Source organism: Methylophilus sp. 5, assembly GCF_000515275.1.
In the GTDB taxonomy this organism is placed as follows: Bacteria; Pseudomonadota; Gammaproteobacteria; order Burkholderiales; family Methylophilaceae; genus Methylophilus.
In genome coordinates this window covers 2,991,216-3,016,370 of record NZ_KI911560.1, presented here as the reverse complement: position 1 = coordinate 3,016,370, position 25,155 = coordinate 2,991,216, and the positions used below count along the sequence as shown (strand labels likewise).

Genomic DNA, 25,155 nt, shown 5'->3' with positions numbered 1-25,155 from the left:
TGGAACATAAGGCTGATGCAATAGAAAGAAGAGATCACAAATGGACGATTTAAAGCAACGCGCGCTGGATTACCACCAGTTTCCCAAGCCAGGGAAGCTGAGCGTGGAGTCGTCCAAGCCTTGTGCCACGCAACAAGATTTATCGCTGGCCTATACGCCAGGCGTGGCCGCGCCAGTGCTCGAAATTGAAGCCGATCCGGCCAATGCCTATAAATATACCAATAAAGGTAATTTAGTAGCAGTGATCACCGATGGCACTGCGGTGTTGGGCCTTGGTAATGTTGGTGCGCTGGCTGGCAAGCCGGTGATGGAAGGCAAGGCGGTGCTGTTTAAGCGTTTTGCCGATATTGATGTGTTTGATATTGAGGTCAATGCCGCGAGCCCGGATGAATTTATTCAAACTGTGGTTAATATTGCGCCAACTTTTGGCGGCATTAACCTTGAAGACATTGCTGCACCACACTGTTTTTATATCGAAAATGAATTAAAAAAACGTCTGGATATTCCAGTCTTTCACGACGACCAGCATGGCACGGCCGTGATTGTGGCAGCCGCCTTGTTAAATGCGCTCGAGCTCCAGGGCAAAACGTTGCCAGGCGCTAAAATTGTGTTTTTAGGCGCAGGCGCAGCGGGTTGTTCTTGTGCCAAGTTACTCAAATTGATGGGTGCGACCAATATCACCATGGTTGATCGCAAAGGCGTGCTGGATGACCGCCGTGACGATTTGCATGACAACAATCGCGAGTTGGCGATTGCCGCGGGAAAAATCAATACGTTGGCCGATGCCATGCAAGACGCTGATGTGTTTATTGGCGTATCTGCCAAGAATGGTTTGCCGCCCGAATTAGTGACTACCATGGCAGCCAAGCCAGTGATTTTTGCGCTGGCGAATCCTGACCCCGAAATTTTACCCAGCCAGGTGTTTGCCTTGCGTGATGACGCGATTATGGCCACTGGCCGCAGTGACTTTCCTAACCAAGTGAATAATGCTTTGTGTTTTCCTTATTTGTTCCGTGGGGCGCTAGATGCGCAAGCTACACAGATTACAGAGCAGATGAAAGTGGCTGCAGCCAAGGCTTTAGGCCAACTGGCCCGCGAACCGGTGCCACAACAAGTGCTGGATGCGTATCAACTACAGTCTTTGTCTTTTGGCAAAGACTACATTATTCCTAAACCGTTTGACCCTCGCTTAATGGCGTTTGTCGCAGGCGCCGTGGCGCGTGCAGCTAAAGCAGGTGAGTAGTGCATGATTGTTAAAAAGCCTAAAAAACAGCGCCCTAAAAATCTGGATTTATTCACGATCCGTTTGCCAATCAATGCCGTGGTGTCAATTTTGCACCGCGCCAGCGGTGTGCTGCTGTTTTTGATCCAGCCGCTGTTGTTGTGGGCATTGTATTTGTCCTTGTCCAGCGCGCAAGGCTATACAGCCGTGGCCACGCAGTGTCAGCAATGGCCGGTTAAATTGGCCATCACGGTGCTGGCTTGTGCGTTTTTTCATCATTTTTACGCTGGTATTCGCCATTTGGCGATGGATGTGCACTGGATGACAACGTTGCAAAAAGCCAGATTTTCCAGCCGGGTGGTGCTATGGCTGGTCGCGGGCACCATGTTGTTTGTGATATGGGCCGTTTGGTAGAAAGGCCGCTATGTTGTTTGAGTTACTAACGGCCAAATACCCGGGCATGCGTCGCTGGTTGACGCAGCGCCTGTGTGCGTTGTCGATGGCAGTGGTGTTATTGCTGTTATTGATCAGAGTCGTTTGGCTGTCACCACACAGTTATGACGACTGGCTGGCGTTGTTTGCCCCGTTGTGGTGGCGCTTGCTGGTGGTGTGGTTTTTTGTATGCATGCTATTGCATGCCTGGCTGGGGGTGCGAGATGTGTTACGCGACTACGTACAGCACTTGGGTATTCGGGCGGTGTTGCAAGGGCTGGTGAATGTTGCGGTATGCGGCAATGCGCTAGCGGTGTTGTGGATTTTATTTGGAATGGATTTTTAAGGTGAGTGGCATGACCAATACAGCCAATGTGACAGGTGCAAGCAAACTACAGCATCATCAGGTAGATGCCGTCATCATCGGCGGCGGTGGCGCAGGCTTGCGTGCAGCACTGCAACTGGCAGAGTCTGGTGCCGATGTTGCCGTGTTGTCCAAGGTGTTTCCAACCCGTTCACACACTGTGGCCGCGCAGGGTGGTATCGCAGCGGCTTTGGGGAATGTGTCTGATGACAACTGGTTATGGCATATGTATGACACCATTAAGGGCTCTGACTACCTGGGCGACCAGGATGCGATTGAGTTTATGTGCCGCAATGCTGCCAAGGCGATTATCGAGCTGGAGCATTTTGGCATGCCGTTTGATCGCCTGGAAAACGGCCGTATTTTTCAGCGCCCATTTGGCGGCATGACGCGCAATTTTGGCGAAACACCGATTTCGCGTACCTGTGCCGTGGCTGACCGCACCGGTCATGCCATGTTGCATACCTTGTATCAGCGTAACGTCAAAGCCAATACCCAATTTTTAATTGAGTGGTTTGCGCTGGATTTAATCCGCGACAGTGATGGCGATATAGTGGGCGTGATCGCGCTGGAGATTGAAACAGGCGATATTCATGTTATTCACGCCAAAGCCACCATGTTGGCAACTGGCGGTGGCGGGCGTATTTTTCAGGCCAGCACCAATGCTTATATCAATACCGGTGATGGCCTGGGCATGGCGGCACGCGCTGGCTTGCCGTTGCAGGATATGGAATTTTGGCAGTTTCACCCGACTGGCGTACTGAATGCCGGGGTACTCATCACCGAAGGCGTGCGTGGTGAAGGTGGTTATTTAGTCAATAGCGAGGGTGAGCGTTTTATGGAACGCTACGCCCCCAGCGCCAAAGACCTTGCCAGCCGTGACGTGGTGTCGCGTGCGATGGCGACTGAAATTAAAGAAGGCCGTGGCATAGGCAAACACAAAGATGCGGTCTACCTCAAGCTGGATCATCTAGGCGAAGACATTATCAGCAAGCGTTTGCCTGGTATTCGTGAAATTGCCAAAACCTTTGCTGGCGTTGATCCGACCAGTGCACCTATCCCCGTAGTGCCGACGGCGCATTACATGATGGGCGGCATTCCGACTAACCTCGACGGCCAAGTGGTGGTGCACGATGGTCAAGCTGAGCGTGTGGTCAATGGATTATATGCCGTGGGTGAGTGTGCCTGTGTGTCTGTGCATGGCGCCAACCGCCTGGGTTCTAATTCTTTGCTGGATTTAGTGGTATTTGGCAAAGCGGCAGGTGACAAAATGGCGGCTGATATTGCTGCCAGCAAAGCACATAAGCCTTTACCTGCTAATGCGGCTGACGCGACGTTAGCGCGTGTGAACCGGCTGGAAAATAGTCACGATGGCGAGAGGGTGGCCGAGGTAGGGCTAGCCATGCGTCAAACCATGCAAAAACACTGTGGTGTATTTCGTTTTCCTGAGTTGTTGGCGCAGGGCGTAGATGCGATCAAACAAGTCGCCCAGCAAGCACAGCACTTGAAAATTACCGATACAAGCAAAGTTTTTAACACCGCCCGTGTAGAGGCGCTGGAACTGGACAACCTGATGCAAGTGGCATTGGCGACCATGCAGGCCGCGCATGCCCGCCAGGAGAGCCGCGGCGCGCATGCGCGCGAAGATTACCCTGAACGTGACGATGTGCAATGGCTCAGCCATTCACTGTATTTTGCCAATGAGCAAAAGCTCGCTTATAAGCCAGTGCGATTGCAGCCATTGACGGTCGAACCATTTGAGTTGAAGAAAAGGGTGTATTGATATGCGTTTCTCTATCTACCGCTTTAACCCGGATGTAGACAAAAAGCCCTACATGCAGGATTACGACGTCAGACTGGAAGACAGCGACCAGATGTTGCTGGATGCCTTGATGCGCATTAAAGAACTGGATGAGTCGCTTAGTATGCGCAAATCGTGCCGAGAGGGGGTTTGTGGCAGTGATGCCATGAATATCAATGGCAAAAACGGCCTGGCCTGTATTACCAAACTGAGTGAGTTGCAGGAGCCGGTGGTATTGCGCCCCATGCCCGGCCTGCCGGTGATCCGTGACCTGGTGGTGGATATGACGCAGTTTTTTGACCACTATCACTCAGTGATGCCTTACCTGCAAAACCATGACACGCCGCCGGAAACAGAGCGCCTGCAAAGCCCCGAAGACCGCGCCAAGCTCGATGGCATGTATGAGTGTATTTTATGCGGCGCTTGCACCACTTCGTGCCCGAGCTTTTGGTGGAACCCGGACAAGTTTGTCGGCCCGGCTGGCTTGATGCAGGCGTATCGCTTTATTGCTGACAGCCGCGATCAGGCGCAGGACGCCAGGCTGGAAAATCTGGAAGACCCTTACCGTTTGTATCGCTGCCACAACATCATGAACTGTACTGATGTGTGCCCAAAAAAACTCAACCCAAACGCGGCGATTGCGGCGATTAAAGACCTCAAGATTGAAAAAGCCAAGGCACATAGCGCAGCCAAGTCGGGCGAGGCCAAACCGGGTAAGAAAATCTTTGGCATCAAGGTGTTATAGGAGCGATGTATGTTAAATGCTGAGATTTTACGTGAAGCAGAACAGCGGCGTTTGGCCTGGCGTTGCCGCCGGGGCATGCTGGAGCTAGATATCGTATTGCAACGCTTTGTCAGCGAATACTTTAGCGGCTTAACCCTGGCCGAAATGGAGCAGTTGGATGCCTTATTAGAGCTGCCAGACAACGTATTTTGGGAGTTGATACAGGGTGTGAATCCTCAACCTGGCATGGCGCAATCCGCCGCTATTCTTGAAAAGTTAAGAGCAAGCCGACCCACGGCAGAACAGGAAACAACATGAGTCAGCATATGGGGGAGGAGCCAATTGCACTGGACGCCAGCGCGTTGGGGGATTACTGGCCGGGCATACAGCTGTATTACCCGCCGGTGAAATATGCACCCAGCCTCGGCATTTATGAGGACATGGCGCAGGCGGCCAACCGCATGGTCAAACATGCGCATTTCACCAATGCCCACACGCTGATTTTTGACCTGGAAGACGGCTGTCGGCAGAAGGAAATGAGCCGTACCTTGCTGCGCCAGGAGTTGCCCAAGCTGCGCAAGGTCAATGAGCGGGTGACGATTGCGATTCGTGCCAACTCTTTTCGTACCGATGAATACGAAGAGGACATGAAGCTGGTACGCGACATGAGCGAGTATATCGACGTCGTGATGCTGGCCAAGGCTGGCGAATCTTACGGTGCGGCTGAAGTGCGCGATTTATCCAGCTTTTTGCTTAGCATTAATCCGCACATCACCATACAGCCGATTATCGAGCACCCGAAATCACTCAAAATCGCGCCGGAATTGATGCAATACGACACGGTGAAACACGTGGTGTTCGGTATCCATGATTTTTCCAAAGCGCTGGGCATACACATCACACCCGAGCACTGGATTGAAGAGTTATTTTATTTTATCAACCAGCTGATTTTTGAGGCCAGGATTGCCGGTAAAGGCGTGATTGGCGGCGTGGAAACCCTTATCGGTAGCAACATCATGCCCGACAAATTTGTTGAGCCGCACGATGTGCGCCGCTGGCTGGATTTGCATGGCGATAACGAGTCGCGCGTGGTGTACAAACATGCCTGCCAGGAGGCCGCGATGGGCCTCACCGGCAAACAGGTGATACACCCGGGCCATATTCATTTATGTAAAACCGCTTATACGCCGTCACCGACTGAAATTAACCAGAAAGTGGCGATTTTGAAAGCGGCGATTGAGGCAGATGCTTTACTAGGCGGCGCGATCAAGTTTGAAGGCGAAATGCTGGACCCACCGATGTTTGGTAAAGCCTTGCAAACCCTGTTGCGCGCGCATGCCTTGCGCACATTAAAAGTGAGCGACATGGAGTTTGCATTACATGTATTGCAACTGATGCCGGCGCAAGTGGTACGCCAAAACTGGCCCTACGGCATTCTGTTATAAAAATTCATTTTTAGCGCGAATTGCGGCGTTGCAGGCCGTTATTTGATTAGTGCTCGAAATGCTCATGTACTTTATGTACATTCCGCTTTCTGTGCGCTGTGCGCCTTGCACTTCATCGCTAAATTCTGAATTTAGCCGTATTTATAGAGTTTAAAAAAGCATTTTCAAAAGAAATGCAAACATCGGCATGGCATAAACCATGCGTGCACAGAGTGAATGGAAAGGTTTGAACATGACACAGTTAGCCCCTTATCCACAATGGCAATGGGACGTCCCTGAGTTTTTTAATATCGGGGTCGCTTGTAGTGACCGCCATTTAGGCACGGCCAAAGCCGATGAAATCGCCATGATTGTGGAAGATGACACCTTTGGCACCAGTCGCATTAGCTTTGCCGAACTGGCCGACAGGACAGATCGTTTTGCCCAGGTGTTACGTGATCTGGGCGTGGCGCCGGGTGACCGTGTACTGATTCGCCTGCCTAACAGCCTGGATTATCCAACCGCTTTTTTAGGCACGATGAAAACGGGCGCAATTGCTGTGCCAACATCCACCTTGTTAACCGCCGAAGAAATTGCTTACCTAGCTAAAGACTCTGCTGCGGTGGTGCTGGTGACAGATGCGGCTGCCTGGGCGGGCATGTCGGCCAAAATGCAGCAAAATATTGCACAAACGCCACAACTGAGGCACATTTTGTTAACACAGCTCACGAGTGATATTGCACCAGTCGCAGGTTTAAATGTACTTTCGCTAGAGGCCGCTTTGGCAGCCGTAAATCAAATCGCACCTGCTTATGCCACGCGTGGTGAAGAGGCTGCTTACCTGGTCTATACCTCGGGCACGACGGGTTACCCAAAAGGCGTGTTGCATGCGCACCGTGCACTGCTTGGGCGCCAAACCGCGGCGCAGTACTGGTTTAACTATAGTGACACCCAGCAAGACCGTATCATGCATTCTGGCAAGTTTAACTGGACCTATGTGTTGGGCACGGGCCTGATGGACCCGTTGTATTTAGGCAAAACGGTGATCGTGCATGAGGGTAAAAATGATGCGCAAAAGTGGCTGGAGCTGATTGCCAAGCATGGCGCCACCATTTTTATTGGTGTGCCGACTATTTATCGGCAGTTGCTGCAAAAAACCACTGCGACGCAGGCCGAGATTCCTAGCGTTCGCCATTTTATGAGTGCCGGTGAGCATTTGTCTGACGAAGTGTTGACGCAATGGCGCGAACGGTTTTGGCTGGATATTTATGAAGCGGTTGGCATGAGTGAGTTTTCTTACTACTTGTCGCAAAGTATTTTCCGGCCGATTCGCGCAGGATCAGCCGGGTTTCCGCAGCCTGGGCACGATATTGTGCTGCTTAATCCTGACACACGTGAGCCGGTGGCCGAAGGCGAGGAGGGCATGATTTGCGTGCCAGACACCGACCCCGGCTTGTTTTTAAACTATTGGAACTTGCCTGAAGAAACCGCAAAATACAAACACGATGGCTATTTTTTCACCGGCGACTATGCCAAATATGATGCTGATGGCTATCTATGGTTTTTGGGCCGTAAGGATGACATTATTAAAAGCTTCGGCTATCGCGTATCGCCCTACGAAATTGAGCGCGTCTACAAAGGCCATCCGGCCGTGGCGGACTGCGCAGCCGTGGGCGAAGAAATTGAAAAAGACAAATTGCTGGTGGTGATTTATGTCATCCCCAAACCTGAGGCTGCGATTGCGCCCGAGGAGTTAATCGCGTTTGGCAAACAGCACCTGGCAGCGTATAAAGCACCCAAAACCGTGTATCTCGCTAAAGAGTTTCCGCGCACCAAAAATGGTAAAATCTTGCGTAAAGATGTGAGTCCTGCGATTGCCTATTTGAAAAGCAATGCCCGTTGAAGATGCCGCGCTAAAGAAAACACCATGGCCCTGATTAAAACCCAAGATTTTATCGAGAGTATTGCCGATGCCTTGCAATATATCTCTTATTACCATCCTGAAGATTATATTCAGGCCTTGGCGGCTGCCTATACTAAAGAAGCCTCCCCAGCCGCCAAAGATGCCATTGCGCAGATTTTGACCAATTCGCGCATGTGCGCCGAAGGTAAACGGCCTCTGTGTCAGGATACCGGTATTGTGGTGGCCTTTATCAAAATCGGCATGCAGGCACGTTTTGAAGGTGACATGACCATAGACGAGATGGTCAATGAAGGCGTGCGCCGCGCCTATTTGCACCCGGATAACACTTTGCGGGCCTCGATTGTGAGCGACCCGGCAGGCGCCCGCAAAAATACACGCGATAACACACCAGCCATTACCCATGTTGAGATGGTGGCTGGCGATACCGTCGATATCCAGATTGCGGCTAAAGGCGGCGGCTCTGAAAATAAATCTAAATTGGCCATGCTCAATCCTAACGAAAGCATTGTGGATTGGGTGCTAAAAGTAGTGCCTGAGATGGGCGCAGGCTGGTGCCCGCCTGGCATGCTGGGCATAGGCATTGGCGGCAGTGCCGAAAAAGCCATGCTGCTGGCCAAAGAATCGCTCATGGCGCCGATTGATATTCAGGCATTGCAAGCACGCGGCGCGCAAAACCGCATAGAGGAACTGCGGTTAGAGCTCTATGAAAAGGTCAATCAGTTAGGCATAGGCGCGCAAGGCCTGGGCGGCTTGACCACCGTACTCGATGTGAAAATCCTGGATTATCCAACCCATGCGGCGAGTTTGCCGGTGGCGATTATCCCTAACTGTGCGGCGACACGCCATGTGCACTTTACGCTGGATGGGTCGGGCGTGGCTGAACTGACACCGCCTAGCCCGGATATTTACCCGGATGTGCATTGGGCACCAAGCCCGCAAGCCAAGCGCGTCAACCTGGAAACTGTCACGCGTGAACAAACACAAACCTGGAAAACCGGCGATACTTTGCTCTTAACCGGCAAGATATTGACTGGCCGCGATGCGGCACATAAACGCATCCAAACCATGCTGGCCAACGGTGAGCCGTTGCCGGTTGATTTTACCAACAAGTTTATTTATTACGTCGGCCCGGTAGATGCCGTGCGTGACGAAGCGGTGGGCCCGGCAGGCCCAACCACCGCGACGCGTATGGATAGCTATACCGAGATGATGCTGAACACGGGCTTGCTGGGCTCGATTGGTAAAGCCGAACGCGGAGAAGAAGCATTGGTCGAGATTGCCAAACATCAATCAGTGTATCTGATGGCTGTTGGTGGCGCCGCTTACCTGGTCAGCAAGGCGATTAAAAAATCCCGCGTGCTGGCCTTTAAAGAGTTAGGCATGGAGGCCGTTTACGAGTTTGAGGTAGTGGATATGCCGGTGACGGTGGCGGTGAGTGCAGATGGCGAGTCTGTGCATCAAACCGGGCCAGCACTCTGGAAAAAAACCATTGCTTTGCAAGCAGTTTAAATTGGCATGCGCAATGTGAGTGAAATCACTGAGGCCGGGCACAAATTGGTGAAAGATACGTCATACAACTAAGCGTAATCATGGAGCGAGTATGATAAAAATCGACACTGGGGCAATATTTTTTGCTGTGGCGTGTGTTTGGCTGACAGGCAGCCTCAGTTTGCCCGTGCATGCCGAGTCGGCGCTAGAATATTTTACTGATAGCAGTGGCCGTTACAGCGGGCCGACACTGGAAGATCAGGTGGCCCTGATGGATAGCGATCACAATGGCTTTGCCGATGTGTTTGAGGTGCGTGCCTGGCTGGAAAAGCAGCACGGCAAGGGTTACCAAAAAGAGTTACTGGACAAATGGGAGTCGTCTGCCTACGGTAAGAGTTGCAGTACGCCATTTGCCAAAGAGTTATATGGAGACAGCACGCGCTGACAACCGCACGACAGTGTTGTTTTGTTGCTTGCAGGCGGCTGTCATTTGCATCAATTGCTGGAATGTTACAAGCAGTTAACATTCTGGCGAATGGACTGGACTATAATCAAGCGAGAAGAGATCCTCAGCAGTCAGTGGTTAGCCCTGGCCCATTCCCCGTTTTTTGTTTTATTGGTAGAGCCTACACATCATGTTACAAGCATACGAAACCCACGTTAAAGAGCGCGCCGCGCAAACCCTGCCTCCTTTACCACTCAACGCAGAGCAAGTCGCTGCCTTGGTCGAGCTGCTAAAATCACCGCCTGCAGGTCAGGAGACCTTGCTGGTTGACCTGCTGCAAAATCGTATCCCGGCGGGTGTTGATCAGGCTGCTTATGTCAAAGCCGCTTTTCTGGCTGACGTGGCCAACGGTAACGCCAGCTCACCATTGGTGACTGCTGAAAAAGCGATTGAATTGCTGGGCACCATGCTTGGTGGTTACAACGTGCAGGCATTGGTGGCATTGCTGGATACGCCGATGGCCGCACAGGCTGTGAAAGCATTGTCGACCACCATTTTGATGTTTGATGCTTTTCATGATGTCGATGCCAAAATGAAAGCAGGTAATCCACACGCGAAAGCGCTGATTACTTCATGGGCGAATGCCGAGTGGTTTACCAGCAAGCCTGCGCTGGCAGAAGAAATAAAGCTGGTGGTGTTTAAGTTAGAGGGTGAAACCAATACCGACGACCTGAGCCCGGCACAAGATGCCTGGAGCCGCCCGGATATTCCATTGCACGCCAAAGCCATGTTGATTAATCGCATGGCCGACGGCCTGCAAACCATTGAAAGCCTCAAGCAAAAAGGCTTGCCGTTGGCTTATGTGGGTGACGTGGTGGGCACGGGCTCCTCACGTAAATCAGCGATTAACTCTGTGCAGTGGTGGATGGGCGATGATATTCCGTTTATCCCAAACAAGCGCACCGGTGGTGTCGTCATCGGCAATAAAATTGCACCTATTTTCTTTAATACCGCCGAAGATTCCGGCGCGTTGCCGATTCAGTGCGATGTGTCCAAGCTGAACACCGGTGATGTGATTGTGATCAAGCCATTTGAAGGCAAAGTGCTGTCAGAGGCGGGTGACTTGTTGGCCACGTTCGAGATGAATCCGGTCACGCTGGCAGATGAAGTGCGTGCTGGCGGCCGTATTCCATTAATTATTGGCCGTGGCTTGACCGCGAATGCGCGTAAAGCGCTGGGCTTGGGCGAGACCGATACCTTTATTAAATCTACCCCGGTTAAAGATACGGGTAAAGGCTATACCTTGGCCCAGAAAATGGTCGGTCGCGCCTGTGGCCTGCCTGCTGGTTTGGGCGTGCGCCCGGGCACTTACTGCGAGCCAAAAGCAACCACTGTCGGCTCACAAGACACCACGGGTGGTATGACACGTGATGAACTGAAAGAGCTGGCTTGCCTTGGCTTTAGTGCCGACCTGGTGATGCAGAGCTTCTGCCATACGGCAGCGTATCCCAAACCTGTTGATATTAAACTGCAGCATGAGTTGCCGGAATTTATGTCCAGCCGTGGTGGTGTCAGTTTGCGCGCTGGCGATGGCGTGATTCACTCCTGGCTTAACCGCCTGATTTTGCCGGATACTGTAGGCACCGGTGGTGACTCACATACCCGTTTTCCTATTGGTATCAGCTTCCCTGCAGGTTCTGGGTTGGTGGCATTTGCCGCAGCGACTGGCGCTATGCCGTTAGATATGCCGGAATCTGTATTGGTACGTTTTAAAGGCGAAATGCAACCTGGCATCACCTTGCGTGACCTGGTCAATGCGATCCCTTATGCGGCTATTCAGGAAGGTACGCTGACGGTTGGCAAACAAGGTAAACAAAACGTATTTAACGGCCGTGTGCTTGAAATCGAAGGCTTGCCAGATTTAAAAGTAGAACAAGCCTTTGAACTGGCTGATGCTTCTGCTGAACGCTCCGCCAATGGTTGTACTGTATTGCTGAACAAAGAGCCAGTGATTGAGTTTCTTAACTCTAACATTGTGCTGATGCAAAACATGATCGAAAACGGTTATGCCGATGCGCGTACACTCGAGCGCCGTATTGCCAGCATGAAAGCCTGGTTGGAAAAACCAGAGCTGCTGCAACCGGATGCCGACGCTGAGTACGCGCATGTGATCGAAATTGATCTCGCTGATATTAAAGAGCCACTGGTGGCTTGTCCCAACGACCCGGATGACATTAAGCCATTGACCGCAGTGGTGGGGGATAAAATCGACGAAGTGTTTATTGGTAGCTGCATGACCAATATTGGCCATTATCGCGCGGCAGGTAAAGTGCTCGAAGGCGCGGGTGGTATCCCAACCCGTTTGTGGATTGCACCACCAACCCGTATGGACGAGGCACAGTTGCGTGCAGAGGGCGTGTATTCGACCTTTGGCGTGGCAGGGGCGCGTACCGAGGTGCCGGGCTGCTCGCTATGCATGGGTAACCAGGCGCGCGTGGCAGACAAGGCCACCGTGTTTTCTACCTCTACCCGTAACTTTGATAACCGCATGGGTAAAGACGCACGTGTTTATCTAGGCTCTGCTGAGCTGGCGGCGGTGTGCGCTAAGCTGGGTCGCATGCCAACGGTCCAAGAGTACCTGGACACCTTAGGCAGCAAACTGACCAATACGGCGGAGATTTACAAATATCTCAACTTTAACCAGATGACCCAATATGCAGGGTCTTTGGAAAACGTGAAAAAAGTCATTCCGATTCAAGAAACTGCATAGCGACTCATGATTTAACGCAATCAGCAAAGGGGGCATTCGCCCCCTTTGTTGTTTTTAAGGCAGGACATATCCTTGCAACTGTAAAACCTGAGAGGCTCCCTCACGGCGACCTGCTGTTTTGATTATGATGTATTTGCTGACGTCAACGACTCGATCTACCGATACGTCAATACCACTGATTGATTCAATACATTTTTAATGTCAAAGGAGAAGTTCATGAAACCGTTCGAACAAGGCTTGGTTAACTATCAACAACGTTTACTGTCACATGATTACGGTCAGGTATTTTGCCGTTTTGATGCAGAACAACAGGCGTTATGGAGTTATATACATCAGCCACAGCGTATTCCCTGCATCAACCATGATTTACTGATGAATCTGCACCAGCATCATGCGGATGTCCAGCGTAGTGGCGGCTATGTCCAGACGGACAATGAGACTGTACTGCCGATTCGTTATTCTGTGTTTGCGTCAGCCACGCCGGGCTATTTTAATATGGGTGGCGACTTACAGAAAATGGCTGCGGCTATTCGTCAGCAAGACCGGGCATTGTTGCAGGCTTATGCCAAGCTCAGCATTGATGTTGTTGCCCAGCGCGCCTTCCGCTTTCAGCTGGATCACGTGACTAAAATCTCATTGCTACAAGGCGAGGTGCTGGGCGCTGGGATTGAAGCTGCCATGACCAGTGATGTACTTATCGCTGAAAAACAATCTGTGTTTTGTTTTCCTGAGCTGTTTTTTAACATGATTCCAGGCATGGGTGCTTACAGTTTTATCGCGCGTAAAGCAGGCATCGCCGTTGCAGATAAAATGATCCTGGGTTGCGAGCGCTATACCGCAGAAGAGTGCCTGCAAATGGGCCTGATTGATATCGTGGTTGAGGAGGGCGAAGGCGAGCAGGCTGTGCACGACTTTATCCATAAAAATAGCAAACGTGCCGAAGGCTTTTTATCTGCACAAAAGGCTAAAGCCAGGGTGAATCCACTCACCTACGACGAGCTCAAGGATATTGTCGATGTTTGGGTAGAGAACGCCTTGCGCCTGACTGAGCGAGACCTCAAGGTGATGGATCGCTTTTATCGCGCGCAGTCACGCTTGTTTCCCGATCAAGCGCCTGTCATTGATTTGCCGCAACAGGCGAGTGTTTTACCAATCGACCATCACCTGGCGGTGAATCAGTAGTGCGTAGCCATGGGTGCCCGGCTATTTGTGAGAGCGCTTGGATGAGAGCTTGCTGCGATGTTGTAGCAGGTGCCCACGCGTCTCTTCATAGCAATCAGCAACGGCCTGATACAGGCCGGAAATAGTCTGGGCATCTTCCATGTTCAAGCCCAATAAACGGCGGCTGAGTTTGCTGAGTGGAATCAAGCCCATATTGGCAGATTCACCCGCCAGCTCGTGCGCCAGTTTATGTACTTGTTCAAAGTTTAAATCGAGGCTGGCTTTGCCCAGTGTGCGTACCAAAATGTCGGTAGACTCAATAAACTCGGTGATGAGCTTGTGCAGAAATGCTTCACTGCCGCCCAGTTTTAGCAAGTGGGCCATGCGATCATCATCCAGTAATGGTTCAGTGATTGGCGTGATGCTGGTGATGTTTTGTGCGTCTATTGGTGCGGGTTTTGCCCCCCGCATTGGCGAGTTGGGGGCCCTTGACTCGACCAGTGGTGTATCCTGACGCGGTGAATCTATCTGTGTCGGCGCTGCAGCTTGTTCTTGCGTAGTGGTTTTCGCTTTTTTGCGTCTGACTGGCGCGACTTGTGCCAACTGTTCCGTCTCTATGGTCGCGGCAATCGCTTCAATCAGGCTTTGAATTTGTCTTGAAACCACCGGTTTGGTTAATACCTGATACACGCCTGCACGCAAACAGCGGTCCTGTGTGGTTTTGGTCGCATCTGCGGTCAAAATGACGGTACGTAGTGGTTTGCTCCCGGGCAGGGCATGGTGGATATTAAACACCTCCAGGCCGTTCATTTCCGGCATGTTGTAATCCAGAATCATCAAGTCAAACCGGTGATGTTCCAGTGCATCCAGTGCCGCATCGCCGTTGTCTACCGCTTTGACCACACAGTGCATTCTTTGCAGGGTTTCGTTCAGAATCAGTCGATTGACCACGTTGTCATCTGCAATCAGCACGCGAATCTTTTTGCGGAACTTGGTATGACTGCTTAATGGCACAACATTCGACTGGCTATCGAGATTGATTTCGTTTGCCGCCGGCTGTGCGGGTGCCGCCGCATGTGTGAGCGGCAGGCTCACCACAAAAGTCGTGCCGACATTTTCCTGGCTGGTGACACTGATTTTTCCAGACATCACCTCGACCAGCTGTTTCGCAATGGCAGTGCCTAACCCGGTGCCGCCATAACGCCTGGTGATGCTGCTATCCGCTTGGGTAAAGCTGTCAAAAATCAGCGGCAATGCGTCATTTTTAATGCCTATGCCGGTATCACGTATGCGAAAGCTGAGTTTACTCATCTCGGCATGGCCTTGTATCACGCTCACCACTACGTCGACCCCGCCGTGTTGGGTAAACTTAATAGCGTTGGCAATCAGGTTGGTTAATACCTGCTCAATGTGGTGCATGCTGCCGACATAGTGGCGCTCTACCAATGGGTCAAGGTGAAACCGCAGCCACAATTGCTTGCGTTCAACCTCAATCTGAAACATCAAGTGCAAGCGCTGGATCAGGTCAGGCATGAAAAAAGTGATTTCTTCGAGCTCAACTTTGCCTTTTTCAATTTTGCTGATGTCCAGCACGTCATTAATCAGTTTTTTGAGGCTGGAGGCTGAGGTGCCAACCATTTTAAGTAATTCGGATTGTTTGCTATCGAGTTTTGTTTGCGCCATTAACTCACTGGCACCAATAATGCCGTTAAGCGGGGTGCGCATTTCATGGCTGATATTAGACAGGAAGTTTGTTTTTGCCTCGCTGGCTTGTCCTGCTTCTTTGGTGGCTTTTTCGAGGCTGACCAGCAAGCGCAGTGCGTGCGGTGGAACCAGTAACAAGGTGAGCAAAAAGCCATAGGCTAAATGCTGATGCTGGTTCCAGTAGGGGTTTAAATACAGTGTCAGGCTAAAGCCGATCAGGCTAAAGACGTAGCAGCCTTTAAAAAACTTGGTGCCATAACGTAAGCCATAGCCGATGATAAGCCACAGATAAATGCCGATAAATACGCCCGCCATTGCGCCTGAAATCATCTGCTCAAGCGAGGTGGCTGTAATGTCCATCACCATCGCTACCCACTGGCGTTTTTCATTTTTTTGTGGGTTTTGCAGGATGTTATACAGCATCAAAAAGCCAAAACACAAATAAATCAGGCAGAGCAATACAGGCTCGTAGCTGCTGTGATTAATAAGGAGATAGAGCGTAATAAAGCTGACGAAAGCAACACGGATGAGAGCCTGCTCAGTTTCATAACTGATAGACTTTATTTCTGTCACTTTTTGCTTTAACTGTCTAACTAAATCTCGCATGCTTATGATGGATCAGGGTTGTACGCTTACTTGATACCGGCGCAAAGGGAAATCTAACCTATATTGATAGTTAACGGACTTTTCTTAAGATAACTTAAATTTTAGCAGGCTCGATTTGATTATCAAAGAAAGTTTACTTTTCAGAACGTAAAATAATAGTGTGGTTAACGGCATCTGTGATAAAAATGCCGACATTCTGTCCTTTTGGCGATTTATCTGCATGACGAACCCTACTGACGCTCAATCACCTTCCAGATGGTCACGCTGGCTGGCGCGCAGCCGCATGGTTTTACCGATTTCATTTTTTATCGGCGGCTTCGTCTGGGATGCGATTACCATAGGCAAAAAAGTGGCGTTGTCTGACATGGCAATTTTTGCGGTATATTTGTTGTTGGCTGCGTTGCTGATGTATCAGCTTGCAGAGCCTTCCTCTGCAGTCAGGCGGCTGGGCGAGCGTTTGCTCAGTTGGCAGTGGTTGCAAAACCGGGTTGCAAATTGGCCGGTGCAAGACTGGCCCTACTGGATATTGCAATTTTTGTTTGGCAGCCTGCTCAGTGCTTTATTTATCCTTTATTTCAAGAGCTCAAGCTATGGCCTGGCTTGGGTCGTCACGCTGGTATTAGGCGTGCTGTTGGTGGCCAATGAGTTTATTGAGGGTGAGTATCGACGCTTGAGCTTGTGCTGGAGCATGTTTGGCTTATGCACCATTTTATGGTGCAACTTTGCTTTTCCATTTTTGTTTGGCAGTGTGCATGCGGCCTGGTTTTATTTGAGCACCTTGCTGGGCGCCACTATCACCTATGTGTTGTATCAGCGTGCGCCACATCATGCGGGCCGTATCTGGCCGGTATGGGTGATTGCCGGGCTGCTGATGCTTGCTTATCGTGCAGATATGATTCCGCCCGTGCCCTTGGTCAAGCAGGCCGTGGTGGTGGCTTATGATCTGGAAAAGTCACCTGAGGGCTACTGGATGACCGTTGAAAAGTCGCCCTGGTGGCAGTTTTGGCGCGTAGATAGTGACCGTTTTTATCTGCAGCCAGGGCAGAAGCTGGTGTGTTTTTCATCGGTGTTTGCCCCACAAGGCTTGCATACCAAGCTGGTACACGATTGGCAAAAGAAGGTGAAAGGGGAGTGGGTGAGTGTGTCCATGCCAGGGTTTTCGCTCACTGGCGGCCGCGATAGCGGCTACCGCGGCTATACCTATAAAACCAACCTGACCGCGGGCGAGTGGCGTGTGCGTATCCAAACGGCTACCCGGCAAACCATTGCTGTGAGTGCGTTTAATGTCTCTATTAGCAGTGGTTTAGATCCACAACATCGCACACGTATTCGTTACTAATGACGGCCAGCGTTGTTGGGCCGTTAGCGTTGATCGCCTTCGCAGGCCGCATGTGCGGTTGCATCTTGCGCTAGGGTAGAGGCTAGCCAGGCAAGCTGAGGCTCTATTGTCTGGCGCAAGGTCCACGGCGGATTAATGATCCACATGCCGCTGCCATGCATGCCAAAGCCATCGGCAGATGGTTGTTGCACATCCAGTGTTACATGCAAATAATCTGTATTCAGGCTGCGTAGCTTGTCTATCATTTGCTGTGGCTCTGGCCGTTGCAAGCGCGGATACCAGATCAGGTAAGTGCCGGTGGCAAAACGTTTCAGGCTATCTTTGATGCAGTCAACCACACGCGCATAATCGTCCTTCACCTCATAAGGCGGGTCTATCAGCACAATGCCGCGTTTGGCGGGCGGTGGCAAACAGGCTTTAATACCTTCAAAGCCATCTTTTTGCTGAATCGACACTTGTCTTTTCTGCGGCAAAAAGTGTTGCTCCAGCAGGGTGGCATCTGCCGGATGCAGCTCAAATAAACGCAATTTGTCTGCCGCATTTAAAAAATAGCTGGCAATACAAGGTGAACCGGGGTAGAGGTTTGGTTGCCCATTACCTGCCGCTGCGACGGCTTGCAAATAGCCTGCAAAAGCGTCTGGTGCCTGAGTTTTCTGCAAGCGTTGAATGCCATCTACATATTCTGCTGTTTTGTTGGCAACTGTGCTGTCCAGGCTGTAAAGGCCAGCCCCGGCGTGCGTATCTATTACCCAGTAAGGTTTATCCTTCTGGTTAAAGTAGTCCAGCACCAGGCTGTACATCCAGTGTTTCAAAACGTCGGCGTGATTGCCAGCGTGAAAGGCGTGACGGTAACTTAACATGCATATACTCTCAATAAGTCGCCATTATAAGCTACAAAGTTTGTGCGCTCTTGTGAAAACAGGCCAATTTGCATTAGCATGCAGGCATGAAACCTAGTCATACACACTCCGACCACGCTCACGCCCCTGAGCGCGCCCACAATGGTTGTGCGCACGACCACGCTCACGAAAACCATGCCCATGCGCACGACGAGGCCGCACATGGCAACCCGTTCTGGATCCCTTTTCTCGCCATTGCACTGTTTGCGGTGGTCGAGTTTGCCGGCGGGCTCTGGACACAGTCACTGGCCTTGCTTAGCGATGCCTGGCACATGTTGTTTGACGTGCTGGCGCTGGGGCTCGCTATGTGGGCGGCCCATCGGGCCCGCACCGGGCATCCGGCCTCACAGCAAACCGAGCGTCGTGTTTCCATGATTAATGCGTTGTCTATGTTGGTGGTGACTGGCTGGATTGTGGTTGAAGCCATAGACCGGTTAAAACACCCGGTGCCAGTCGCCGGCGGTTACGTCAGCGTGATTGCTTTGGTTGGCCTGTTAATCAACCTGTTTGTGGCCAAACACATGCATCACCAGCACGAACATCACGGCGGTGATGCCAGTTTGAACCACCGCGCCGCATTTTTGCATGTGCTGGGTGACTTGTTAGGCTCAGTGACGGCGGTCGCCGCAGGTGTGGTGATCTACTTCACCGGCTGGATGACCATAGACCCGATTCTGTCTATCTTGATTTCGTTGCTGTTATTGGTGGTCACGCTCAATTTAATCCGTGATATTCATCGCGGCGAAACCGGCCATCATCACTAGCTTTTTGAAGACTTTGATTCATTAACGGAGCGCCAATATGCCATATGTCAACGTGAAACTCGCAGGCTCAGTCACCAAAGAGCAAAAGAAGCAAATTGCCAAAGAAATCACCGAAACCCTGCAAAAACATGCGCATAAACCCGCTAACTACACCTACGTTGTGTTTGAAGAGGTGGCGTATGAAGATTGGGCCATTGGTGGCGAGCTTTTAGGCTAGCTAAATCTTGATCAAAGTGTTTTTCAAAGAAGTTGGTAAACGATGTACACCATCGAAGACTTGAAGCTGGCAAATGCACAGCTTAATGAGGTGGCCGAGCGATGGTCTGCGGCGCATTCTGCAAACCGCGTTAACCCGTTGGATATGGAGGCTAAGGCGGCGGCTGAGAGAGTGCACCACATTGAAGAAGATCTTAAACGTCGCGGGCTTCTACGTTATACAGCGCATGAGCTGCTGGATGAGAGCTTAGATCAGAGGCACCCAGATGCGCAGAGCTGGGAAGTTGTCTTGTACAACGGTAAAAGATATCGAAGACGGTTTTATCCACTTGAGTTGAGCAAGTCCGGAAAGCGCGTTAAGCAATGGAGAAAGGCATGGGAGCCGCTAGATGATTAAATGCTGTTTAACGGCTAAGGGTTTCTTTCAAGGCTGATCGTGTGTTGGGTGTCACTTGGGCAAACATCTGATGCTAAAATGCCGTCATGTTTGACCCCAAACCCATCCTCAAAAACCTGCCTAATCTGCCCGGGGTTTACCGTATGCTTAATGCGGAAAGCACGGTGATTTATGTTGGCAAGGCTAAAGACCTGAAAAAACGGGTTTCCAGTTACTTTAATAAAAATCTGGCCAGCCCGCGCACCAAAATGATGGTGTCGCAGATCGCCAATATTGAAACCACGGTGACGCGCTCAGAAGCCGAAGCGCTACTGCTGGAAAATAACCTGATTAAAGGCTTGATGCCGCGTTACAACGTGTTGTTTCGCGATGACAAGTCCTATCCCTACATCACGCTGACTGGCGATGCCTACCCCAGGTTGGCGTTTCATCGCGGCACACAGCGCAAAGGCCATCAGTATTTCGGGCCTTTTCCTAGTTCGCCAGCGGTGCGTGAGAGCATCCAGTTGCTGCAAAAGGTATTTAAGCTGCGCACCTGCGAAAATACGGTGTTTGCCAATCGCTCGCGGCCTTGCTTGCAATATCAGATCGCCCGTTGCACCGCGCCTTGCGTCAATTTGATTTCTGAGGCCGATTACGCTGGCGATGTGCGCCATGCCGCCATGTTTTTGCTGGGCAAAACCAGTGAGGTGGTTGATTCGCTGGCAGAGGGCATGAATGCTGCGGCCGAGGCGATGGAGTACGAGCAGGCGGCGATTTTGCGTGACCGTATTCAGGCCTTGCGTCAGGTACAGGCCAAGCAGTTTGTCAGCGACTTTAGTGTCAGCGATGCTGATGTGATTGCGTGTGCAGAAGTGCAGGGGCAGCATTGTATTAATCTGGTGATGATCCGTGGTGGTCGTCATTTGGGCGACAAGAGCTTTTTTCCTAAAAACAGCCAGGACGCTGAGCTCGCTGAAACCGTAGAAGCATTTATCACGCAATATTACCTGTCGCAAAATACGCCGCCGTTGCTGGTGTGTGGCGCCGAGGTCAATAAGGTCGAATTTGAAGATGTGCTCAGCGAGCAGTCTGGCCGCAAAATACGCGTACTGACCAATGCCATTGGCGATAAAAAAGTCTGGCTCAAAATGGCGCAAACCAATGCCGAGCTGGCATTGCAGCAGCGCCAGGCGACCTCTGCCAGCCAGCAGGCGCGCTTGTTGTCGCTGCGCGAAGCGCTCAAGCTGGCAGAAACCACTGAGCGTATTGAGTGTTTTGATATTAGCCACACCATGGGTGAAGCCACTGTGGGCAGCTGTGTAGTGTTTGACCGGGGTGACATGCAGAACAGCGAATATCGTCGCTACAACATCACAGGCATCACGCCAGGCGATGATTACGCCGCCATGCGCGATGTGCTGACACGGCGCTATAAGAAAGTGGCAGCGGGCGAGGGTAAGCGTCCAGACCTGATTTTTATTGACGGCGGTAAAGGCCAGCTCGGCGTTGCGATAGAGGTGATGCAAGAAGTTGGCCTGGACGATATTTTAATGGTCGGCATTGCCAAGGGTGAAGAGCGCAAACCTGGCCTCGAAACCATGATTTTTTCTGACACCGGTGAAATGCTTAATTTACCTAGCGACAACCAGGGCTTGCATTTGTTGCAGCAAATTCGCGATGAAGCACACCGTTTTGCCATTACCGGCCACCGCGCGCGCCGCGCCAAAGCGCGTATTACTTCCAGCCTCGAAGAGATTGAAGGCGTCGGCGCCAAACGCCGCAAAGCCTTACTCGTGCGATTTGGTGGCCTGGATGGGATAAAAAGTGCTAGCATAGACGAGATTGCCCAGGTTGAAGGCATTAGTCTGGCGTTGGCACAAACCATTTACGAACGCTTGCATTAAGCCCTTGTACGCTGTCCTTTGTATGCATCCATAGACGAATAAACATGTGGAATATCCCGAATATACTCACCTTGTTACGCATCGGCATGATTCCGGTGTTTGTTGGCATCTTTTATCTGCCTGCCCAGGCCGTCGCGGCTGATGGCCTGCCTGCACACTGGGTCAACTTAACCGCCGCCAGTGTGTTTATATTGGCCGCGTTTACCGATTGGCTAGACGGCTACTGGGCGCGCAAATATCACCAAATGTCCAAATTTGGTGCTTTCCTCGACCCGGTGGCAGACAAACTCATGGTCGCTGCAGCCCTCATCGTCCTGGTTGAGTTAAATCGCGTTGGCGCGGTTGTTGCACTCATTATTATCGGTCGCGAAATTGCCATCAGCGCCTTGCGTGAATGGATGGCCAGTATAGGCAAAAGTGCCAATGTGACGGTCGCCATGGTTGGCAAAATAAAAACCGCGGCACAAATGGCCGCCATCACTTTATTGCTGTGGTACGACCCGTTACTCGGATTGGATATTCAATGGTTGGGCGAGTGGCTCATCGTCATTGCCGCATTACTCACCCTGATTTCCATGGGCTATTATCTGCGTGCCGCGTGGCCTGCCATCCGCGAAACCATCTAAAAAACGCATTCTGCAAAAAGAATAGGTTTTTTTAAAAATCGTCCTTGACACAGGTCTCAAAATCATTAAAATGCCAGCTTCTTTACGACACACGGCGTAAGGAAATACGCGGGAATAGCTCAGTTGGTAGAGCGCAACCTTGCCAAGGTTGAGGTCGCGAGTTCGAGACTCGTTTCCCGCTCCAAATTTTGGGGGAAAGCTCAGCTTTCCCTTTTTAACATAAGTAGTTTTTATGTTGTTGGTTCTGGCGCGATAGCAAAGCGGTTATGCCGCGGCCTGCAAAGCCGTTTAGGCCGGTTCGACTCCGGCTCGCGCCTCCAGTCTCATGTAGCAAATATGCGGGAATAGCTCAGTTGGTAGAGCGCAACCTTGCCAAGGTTGAGGTCGCGAGTTCGAGACTCGTTTCCCGCTCCAAATTTCTCTCAAGCATGTTTTCTGACCACTATGCAAAGTAGATCAGGATGCTAGAATACAAAGCTTGCAGACCCTACCGCCCGGATGGTGAAACTGGTAGACACAAGGGACTTAAAATCCCTCGGCTTAACGGCTGTGCCGGTTCGATTCCGGCTCCGGGCACCACTTACCTCAATCAAGTAGTCTAAATTCCTATCAAAACCCAATAAAATCAAGGGTTAACTCAAAAGCAACAGTTTCACAGCGTATCAGGCACTGTCTTGACATATACACATGATGCGTATAACTTTGTGTATCACTCAGTTATACATGCGAAGGTGTTATACACATGCCTCTGTCAGATACTGCTTTACGTAATGCCAAGCCTAAAGATGCGGATTACACCATAACTGATGGCTTAGGCTTATCTGTGCTTATATCCAGCAAGGGTGGCAAGTGGTGGCGGTTTCGTTATCGGTACTTGGGCAAGCCTAAGCTGTTATCACTGGGCACCTATCCTGAAATATCGTTACAACAAGCAAGGGCTAGGCGTGACGAAGCGCGTGCGCTGGTGGCCGATGGCATCGACCCAAGCCAACACCGCAAAGAGGTGAAAGTCAAAGCCAAGCTAGAGGCTACAAATACCTTTCAAGCCGTTGCCGATGATTGGCACGCCCTACACAATAAAGCCAAGTCAGAACGCCACCAGCAACGCGTTAAACGCTGGCTAGAGGTGTACCTATACCCAAGCCTAGGCAACAAGCCAATATCGACCATAACCGCGCCTATGGTGTTAGACACCACCAGCACACTACAAAAACAAAACAAACTAGAAACCGCGCACCGCATTATTCAAACCGCTGGGCAGGTGTTTCGTTATGCCATCCAAAAAGGGTTTGCCACATACAACCCAGCGCCAGACCTTAAAGGAGCATTGCCGCCGCCTGTAGTTAAGAACATGGCCGCCATGATTGAGCCGAAAGATTTTGCAGAGTTACTGCGCAGCATAGACGGTTATCAAGGCACACTTACCGTGCAATGTGCGCTTAAGCTTGCCCCGTTACTGTTTCAGCGTATCGGTGAGTTACGACACATGAAATGGGCAGATTTGGATTTTGAGAACAACGAGTGGCGTTATCTGGTCACCAAAACCAAAACGCAACACATCGTGCCATTGTCGCGGCAGGCGGTTGCCATTATCGAGACCATGCGCCCATACTCAGGTCATGGCATGTATGTTTTCCCCGGTGGCAGAACACATGAACGGCCTATGAGTGAAAATGCCATTAATGCCGCATTACGCAACATGGGCTATGACACGCAAGCAGAAATTACAGGGCACGGCTTTAGAGCTATAGCGCAAACACTAGGCGAACAAGAGCTTGGACTAGACCCCAAACACATCGAACGCCAGCTTGCCCATTCAGTAGCGAACCCATTGGGCACGGCGTATGAAAGAGCACAATTCTTAAAAGACCGTAAAGTGATGATGCAAACATGGGCGGATTATCTGGACGAACTAAAGGCAGGGGCAAAAGTAGTGCCGTTCAAAACAGCTTAACCGTTTAACCACACCTAGTCCGACGGGGCGAAAACTTGGCAACCCTAGCCTAGCTGGTGTGGTTTCCGATATAGGGCAAACGCAAAGGGGCGTTTATGTATGAACAAACTAATAAGTATAAGAATGATTTAAATACTCTGATTGTAGAGCTACAGCATAAGCTTGTAAGTCGCGCTAATATAGCCGAAATTTCACCGCATTATAGGTCGCAGATTCAAGAGTTAATAAAAGATGCTTCGCAAAGCACAGATTGGTTGATACTAACCAAATACCTTGCAGATTTGATTTTCGAAGGTACTGTACAAGATTTTTTGCTCAATCTGACAGTTAAGCAAGCAATGAACCCATTAATCATTAAGCATAATGCTCAAGAAGTTGAGCTGATAGATGCTAAGAAGAAAGTCAGTAAAGCACAATCCGATCACTCAAAAGGTGGTTTAAATAAAACTAAAAATGACCCAAAACAAAAAGAGAAACAGGTAGTTAAAGAATGTTGGCAAAGATGGCAAGAATCAAAAGTTGCAAGCCCGCCATATGGGCATTACAGAAACAATACGAAATTTGCACAAGACATGATTGATAAGTTTCGCCCAGATAATCCAGAGGATGAAGTCAACCACCTTAGCAGCGTAGCGGTTATTACTGGTTGGTGTAGACAATGGGAAAAAGAAAAAATGCAGTCTGCTAGCTGACTTATTACCCTGCTAGCACAAGCACATACTATTTTTTTTTAGTGTATAAAATCCGTAATCACTCCAACTACTTAAAGTGATTAACGATGAAAGCAATACATAGCAATATCAACCCAATAATGGCTAACTTTAGCCATTTATCCGACGATGTTCATATCCGCCCAAAGCAAGCTGCGCTTTTGCTTGGCATAGGGATTGCCACATTCTGGCGGCTTGTATCTACAGGCAAACTCAAAACTCACAAACTCACTGAAAGAACGACTACAGTTCGAGCAGGTGACCTGCGTGCATTTATGTCAGGGAAAGTGGAGGGCTAA

Annotated in this window: 23 protein-coding genes and 4 tRNA genes; 25 read left to right on the top strand and 2 right to left on the bottom strand. The window is 50.7% G+C overall.

What is annotated here, in order from left to right; genetic code table 11:
• The first annotated feature begins 40 nt into the window (after positions 1-40).
• From METH5_RS0114595 to METH5_RS0114540, 12 genes are all read left to right on the top strand, one after another.
• A complete protein-coding gene (locus tag METH5_RS0114595) occupies positions 41-1,243 on the top strand; it encodes a malic enzyme-like NAD(P)-binding protein (RefSeq protein ID WP_029149199.1) in 1,203 nt (400 codons plus the stop codon).
• A gap of 3 nt (positions 1,244-1,246) precedes the next feature.
• Positions 1,247-1,636, top strand: a complete 390-nt coding sequence (gene sdhC / locus METH5_RS0114590; protein WP_029149198.1) for a succinate dehydrogenase, cytochrome b556 subunit — start codon at positions 1,247-1,249, stop codon at positions 1,634-1,636.
• 10 nt (positions 1,637-1,646) lie between these two features.
• On the top strand, positions 1,647-2,000 hold the full coding sequence (sdhD, locus tag METH5_RS0114585; protein WP_029149197.1) for a succinate dehydrogenase, hydrophobic membrane anchor protein: 354 nt from the start codon (positions 1,647-1,649) through the stop codon (positions 1,998-2,000).
• Between the two features lie 10 nt (positions 2,001-2,010).
• On the top strand, positions 2,011-3,801 hold the full coding sequence (gene sdhA, locus METH5_RS0114580) for a succinate dehydrogenase flavoprotein subunit (protein WP_036308333.1): 1,791 nt from the start codon (positions 2,011-2,013) through the stop codon (positions 3,799-3,801).
• Position 3,802: 1 nt separating this feature from the next.
• Positions 3,803-4,564, top strand: a complete 762-nt coding sequence (locus tag METH5_RS0114575) for a succinate dehydrogenase iron-sulfur subunit (RefSeq protein ID WP_029149195.1) — start codon at positions 3,803-3,805, stop codon at positions 4,562-4,564.
• Positions 4,565-4,573: 9 nt separating this feature from the next.
• Positions 4,574-4,861, top strand: coding sequence for a succinate dehydrogenase assembly factor 2 (locus METH5_RS0114570; RefSeq protein WP_029149194.1), 288 nt, complete (start codon positions 4,574-4,576; stop codon positions 4,859-4,861).
• Positions 4,858-5,988 (top strand): CoA ester lyase, encoded by a 1,131-nt coding sequence (locus tag METH5_RS0114565; protein WP_029149193.1) that lies wholly within the window; start codon positions 4,858-4,860, stop codon positions 5,986-5,988. Before METH5_RS0114570 ends, METH5_RS0114565 begins: the two co-directional genes overlap by 4 nt.
• A 232-nt stretch (positions 5,989-6,220) precedes the next feature.
• Positions 6,221-7,870 carry an acyl-CoA synthetase gene (locus METH5_RS0114560; protein WP_029149192.1) on the top strand — a complete coding sequence of 550 codons (1,650 nt, stop codon included), beginning with the start codon at positions 6,221-6,223 and terminating at the stop codon, positions 7,868-7,870.
• Positions 7,871-7,894: 24 nt separating this feature from the next.
• Complete coding sequence (locus METH5_RS0114555; RefSeq protein WP_029149191.1) at positions 7,895-9,400, top strand: fumarate hydratase; 1,506 nt, start codon at positions 7,895-7,897, stop codon at positions 9,398-9,400.
• 91 nt (positions 9,401-9,491) lie between these two features.
• Positions 9,492-9,824 (top strand): hypothetical protein, encoded by a 333-nt coding sequence (locus METH5_RS0114550; RefSeq protein ID WP_029149190.1) that lies wholly within the window; start codon positions 9,492-9,494, stop codon positions 9,822-9,824.
• 190 nt (positions 9,825-10,014) lie between these two features.
• Positions 10,015-12,594 carry a bifunctional aconitate hydratase 2/2-methylisocitrate dehydratase gene (acnB, locus tag METH5_RS0114545; protein WP_029149189.1) on the top strand — a complete coding sequence of 860 codons (2,580 nt, stop codon included), beginning with the start codon at positions 10,015-10,017 and terminating at the stop codon, positions 12,592-12,594.
• 216 nt (positions 12,595-12,810) lie between these two features.
• The gene (locus METH5_RS0114540) at positions 12,811-13,776 is read left to right on the top strand and encodes a crotonase/enoyl-CoA hydratase family protein (RefSeq protein ID WP_029149188.1); all 966 of its coding nucleotides are present in this window, start codon (positions 12,811-12,813) and stop codon (positions 13,774-13,776) included.
• Positions 13,777-13,797: 21 nt separating this feature from the next.
• Here METH5_RS0114540 and METH5_RS0114535 read toward each other — a convergent pair whose 3' ends face one another.
• The gene (locus tag METH5_RS0114535; RefSeq protein ID WP_232411071.1) at positions 13,798-16,032 is read right to left on the bottom strand and encodes an ATP-binding protein; all 2,235 of its coding nucleotides are present in this window, start codon (positions 16,030-16,032) and stop codon (positions 13,798-13,800) included.
• Between the two features lie 253 nt (positions 16,033-16,285).
• On the opposite strand from METH5_RS0114535, the gene METH5_RS0114530 reads away from it, so the two are divergent.
• Positions 16,286-17,404, top strand: coding sequence for a DUF2914 domain-containing protein (locus METH5_RS0114530; protein ID WP_029149186.1), 1,119 nt, complete (start codon positions 16,286-16,288; stop codon positions 17,402-17,404).
• 23 nt (positions 17,405-17,427) lie between these two features.
• On the opposite strand, the gene METH5_RS0114525 is transcribed toward METH5_RS0114530, so the two are convergent.
• Positions 17,428-18,264, bottom strand: a complete 837-nt coding sequence (locus METH5_RS0114525; RefSeq protein ID WP_029149185.1) for a 23S rRNA (adenine(2030)-N(6))-methyltransferase RlmJ — start codon at positions 18,262-18,264, stop codon at positions 17,428-17,430.
• 86 nt (positions 18,265-18,350) lie between these two features.
• Between METH5_RS0114525 and METH5_RS0114520 the strand changes: the two genes are divergently transcribed.
• From METH5_RS0114520 to METH5_RS15575, 12 genes are all read left to right on the top strand, one after another.
• Positions 18,351-19,067 carry a cation diffusion facilitator family transporter gene (locus METH5_RS0114520; RefSeq protein ID WP_029149184.1) on the top strand — a complete coding sequence of 239 codons (717 nt, stop codon included), beginning with the start codon at positions 18,351-18,353 and terminating at the stop codon, positions 19,065-19,067.
• A 37-nt stretch (positions 19,068-19,104) separates the two neighbouring features.
• Positions 19,105-19,284 (top strand): 4-oxalocrotonate tautomerase family protein, encoded by a 180-nt coding sequence (locus METH5_RS0114515; RefSeq protein WP_029149183.1) that lies wholly within the window; start codon positions 19,105-19,107, stop codon positions 19,282-19,284.
• 42 nt (positions 19,285-19,326) lie between these two features.
• Positions 19,327-19,680, top strand: coding sequence for a hypothetical protein (locus METH5_RS0114510; protein ID WP_029149182.1), 354 nt, complete (start codon positions 19,327-19,329; stop codon positions 19,678-19,680).
• Between the two features lie 86 nt (positions 19,681-19,766).
• The gene (uvrC, locus tag METH5_RS0114505) at positions 19,767-21,566 is read left to right on the top strand and encodes an excinuclease ABC subunit UvrC (protein ID WP_029149181.1); all 1,800 of its coding nucleotides are present in this window, start codon (positions 19,767-19,769) and stop codon (positions 21,564-21,566) included.
• 44 nt (positions 21,567-21,610) lie between these two features.
• The gene (pgsA, locus tag METH5_RS0114500; protein ID WP_081726750.1) at positions 21,611-22,192 is read left to right on the top strand and encodes a CDP-diacylglycerol--glycerol-3-phosphate 3-phosphatidyltransferase; all 582 of its coding nucleotides are present in this window, start codon (positions 21,611-21,613) and stop codon (positions 22,190-22,192) included.
• Between the two features lie 108 nt (positions 22,193-22,300).
• Positions 22,301-22,376 (top strand) — tRNA-Gly (locus tag METH5_RS0114495).
• A gap of 62 nt (positions 22,377-22,438) precedes the next feature.
• Positions 22,439-22,512: transfer RNA gene (locus METH5_RS0114490), tRNA-Cys, on the top strand.
• 18 nt (positions 22,513-22,530) lie between these two features.
• Positions 22,531-22,606 (top strand) — tRNA-Gly (locus tag METH5_RS0114485).
• Positions 22,607-22,684: 78 nt separating this feature from the next.
• Positions 22,685-22,771: transfer RNA gene (locus METH5_RS0114480), tRNA-Leu, on the top strand.
• Positions 22,772-22,934: 163 nt separating this feature from the next.
• Positions 22,935-24,146 carry an integrase arm-type DNA-binding domain-containing protein gene (locus tag METH5_RS0114475; RefSeq protein WP_029149179.1) on the top strand — a complete coding sequence of 404 codons (1,212 nt, stop codon included), beginning with the start codon at positions 22,935-22,937 and terminating at the stop codon, positions 24,144-24,146.
• Between the two features lie 95 nt (positions 24,147-24,241).
• Positions 24,242-24,838 carry a hypothetical protein gene (locus METH5_RS0114470; protein WP_029149178.1) on the top strand — a complete coding sequence of 199 codons (597 nt, stop codon included), beginning with the start codon at positions 24,242-24,244 and terminating at the stop codon, positions 24,836-24,838.
• A gap of 86 nt (positions 24,839-24,924) precedes the next feature.
• On the top strand, positions 24,925-25,155 hold the full coding sequence (locus tag METH5_RS15575) for an AlpA family transcriptional regulator (RefSeq protein WP_081726749.1): 231 nt from the start codon (positions 24,925-24,927) through the stop codon (positions 25,153-25,155).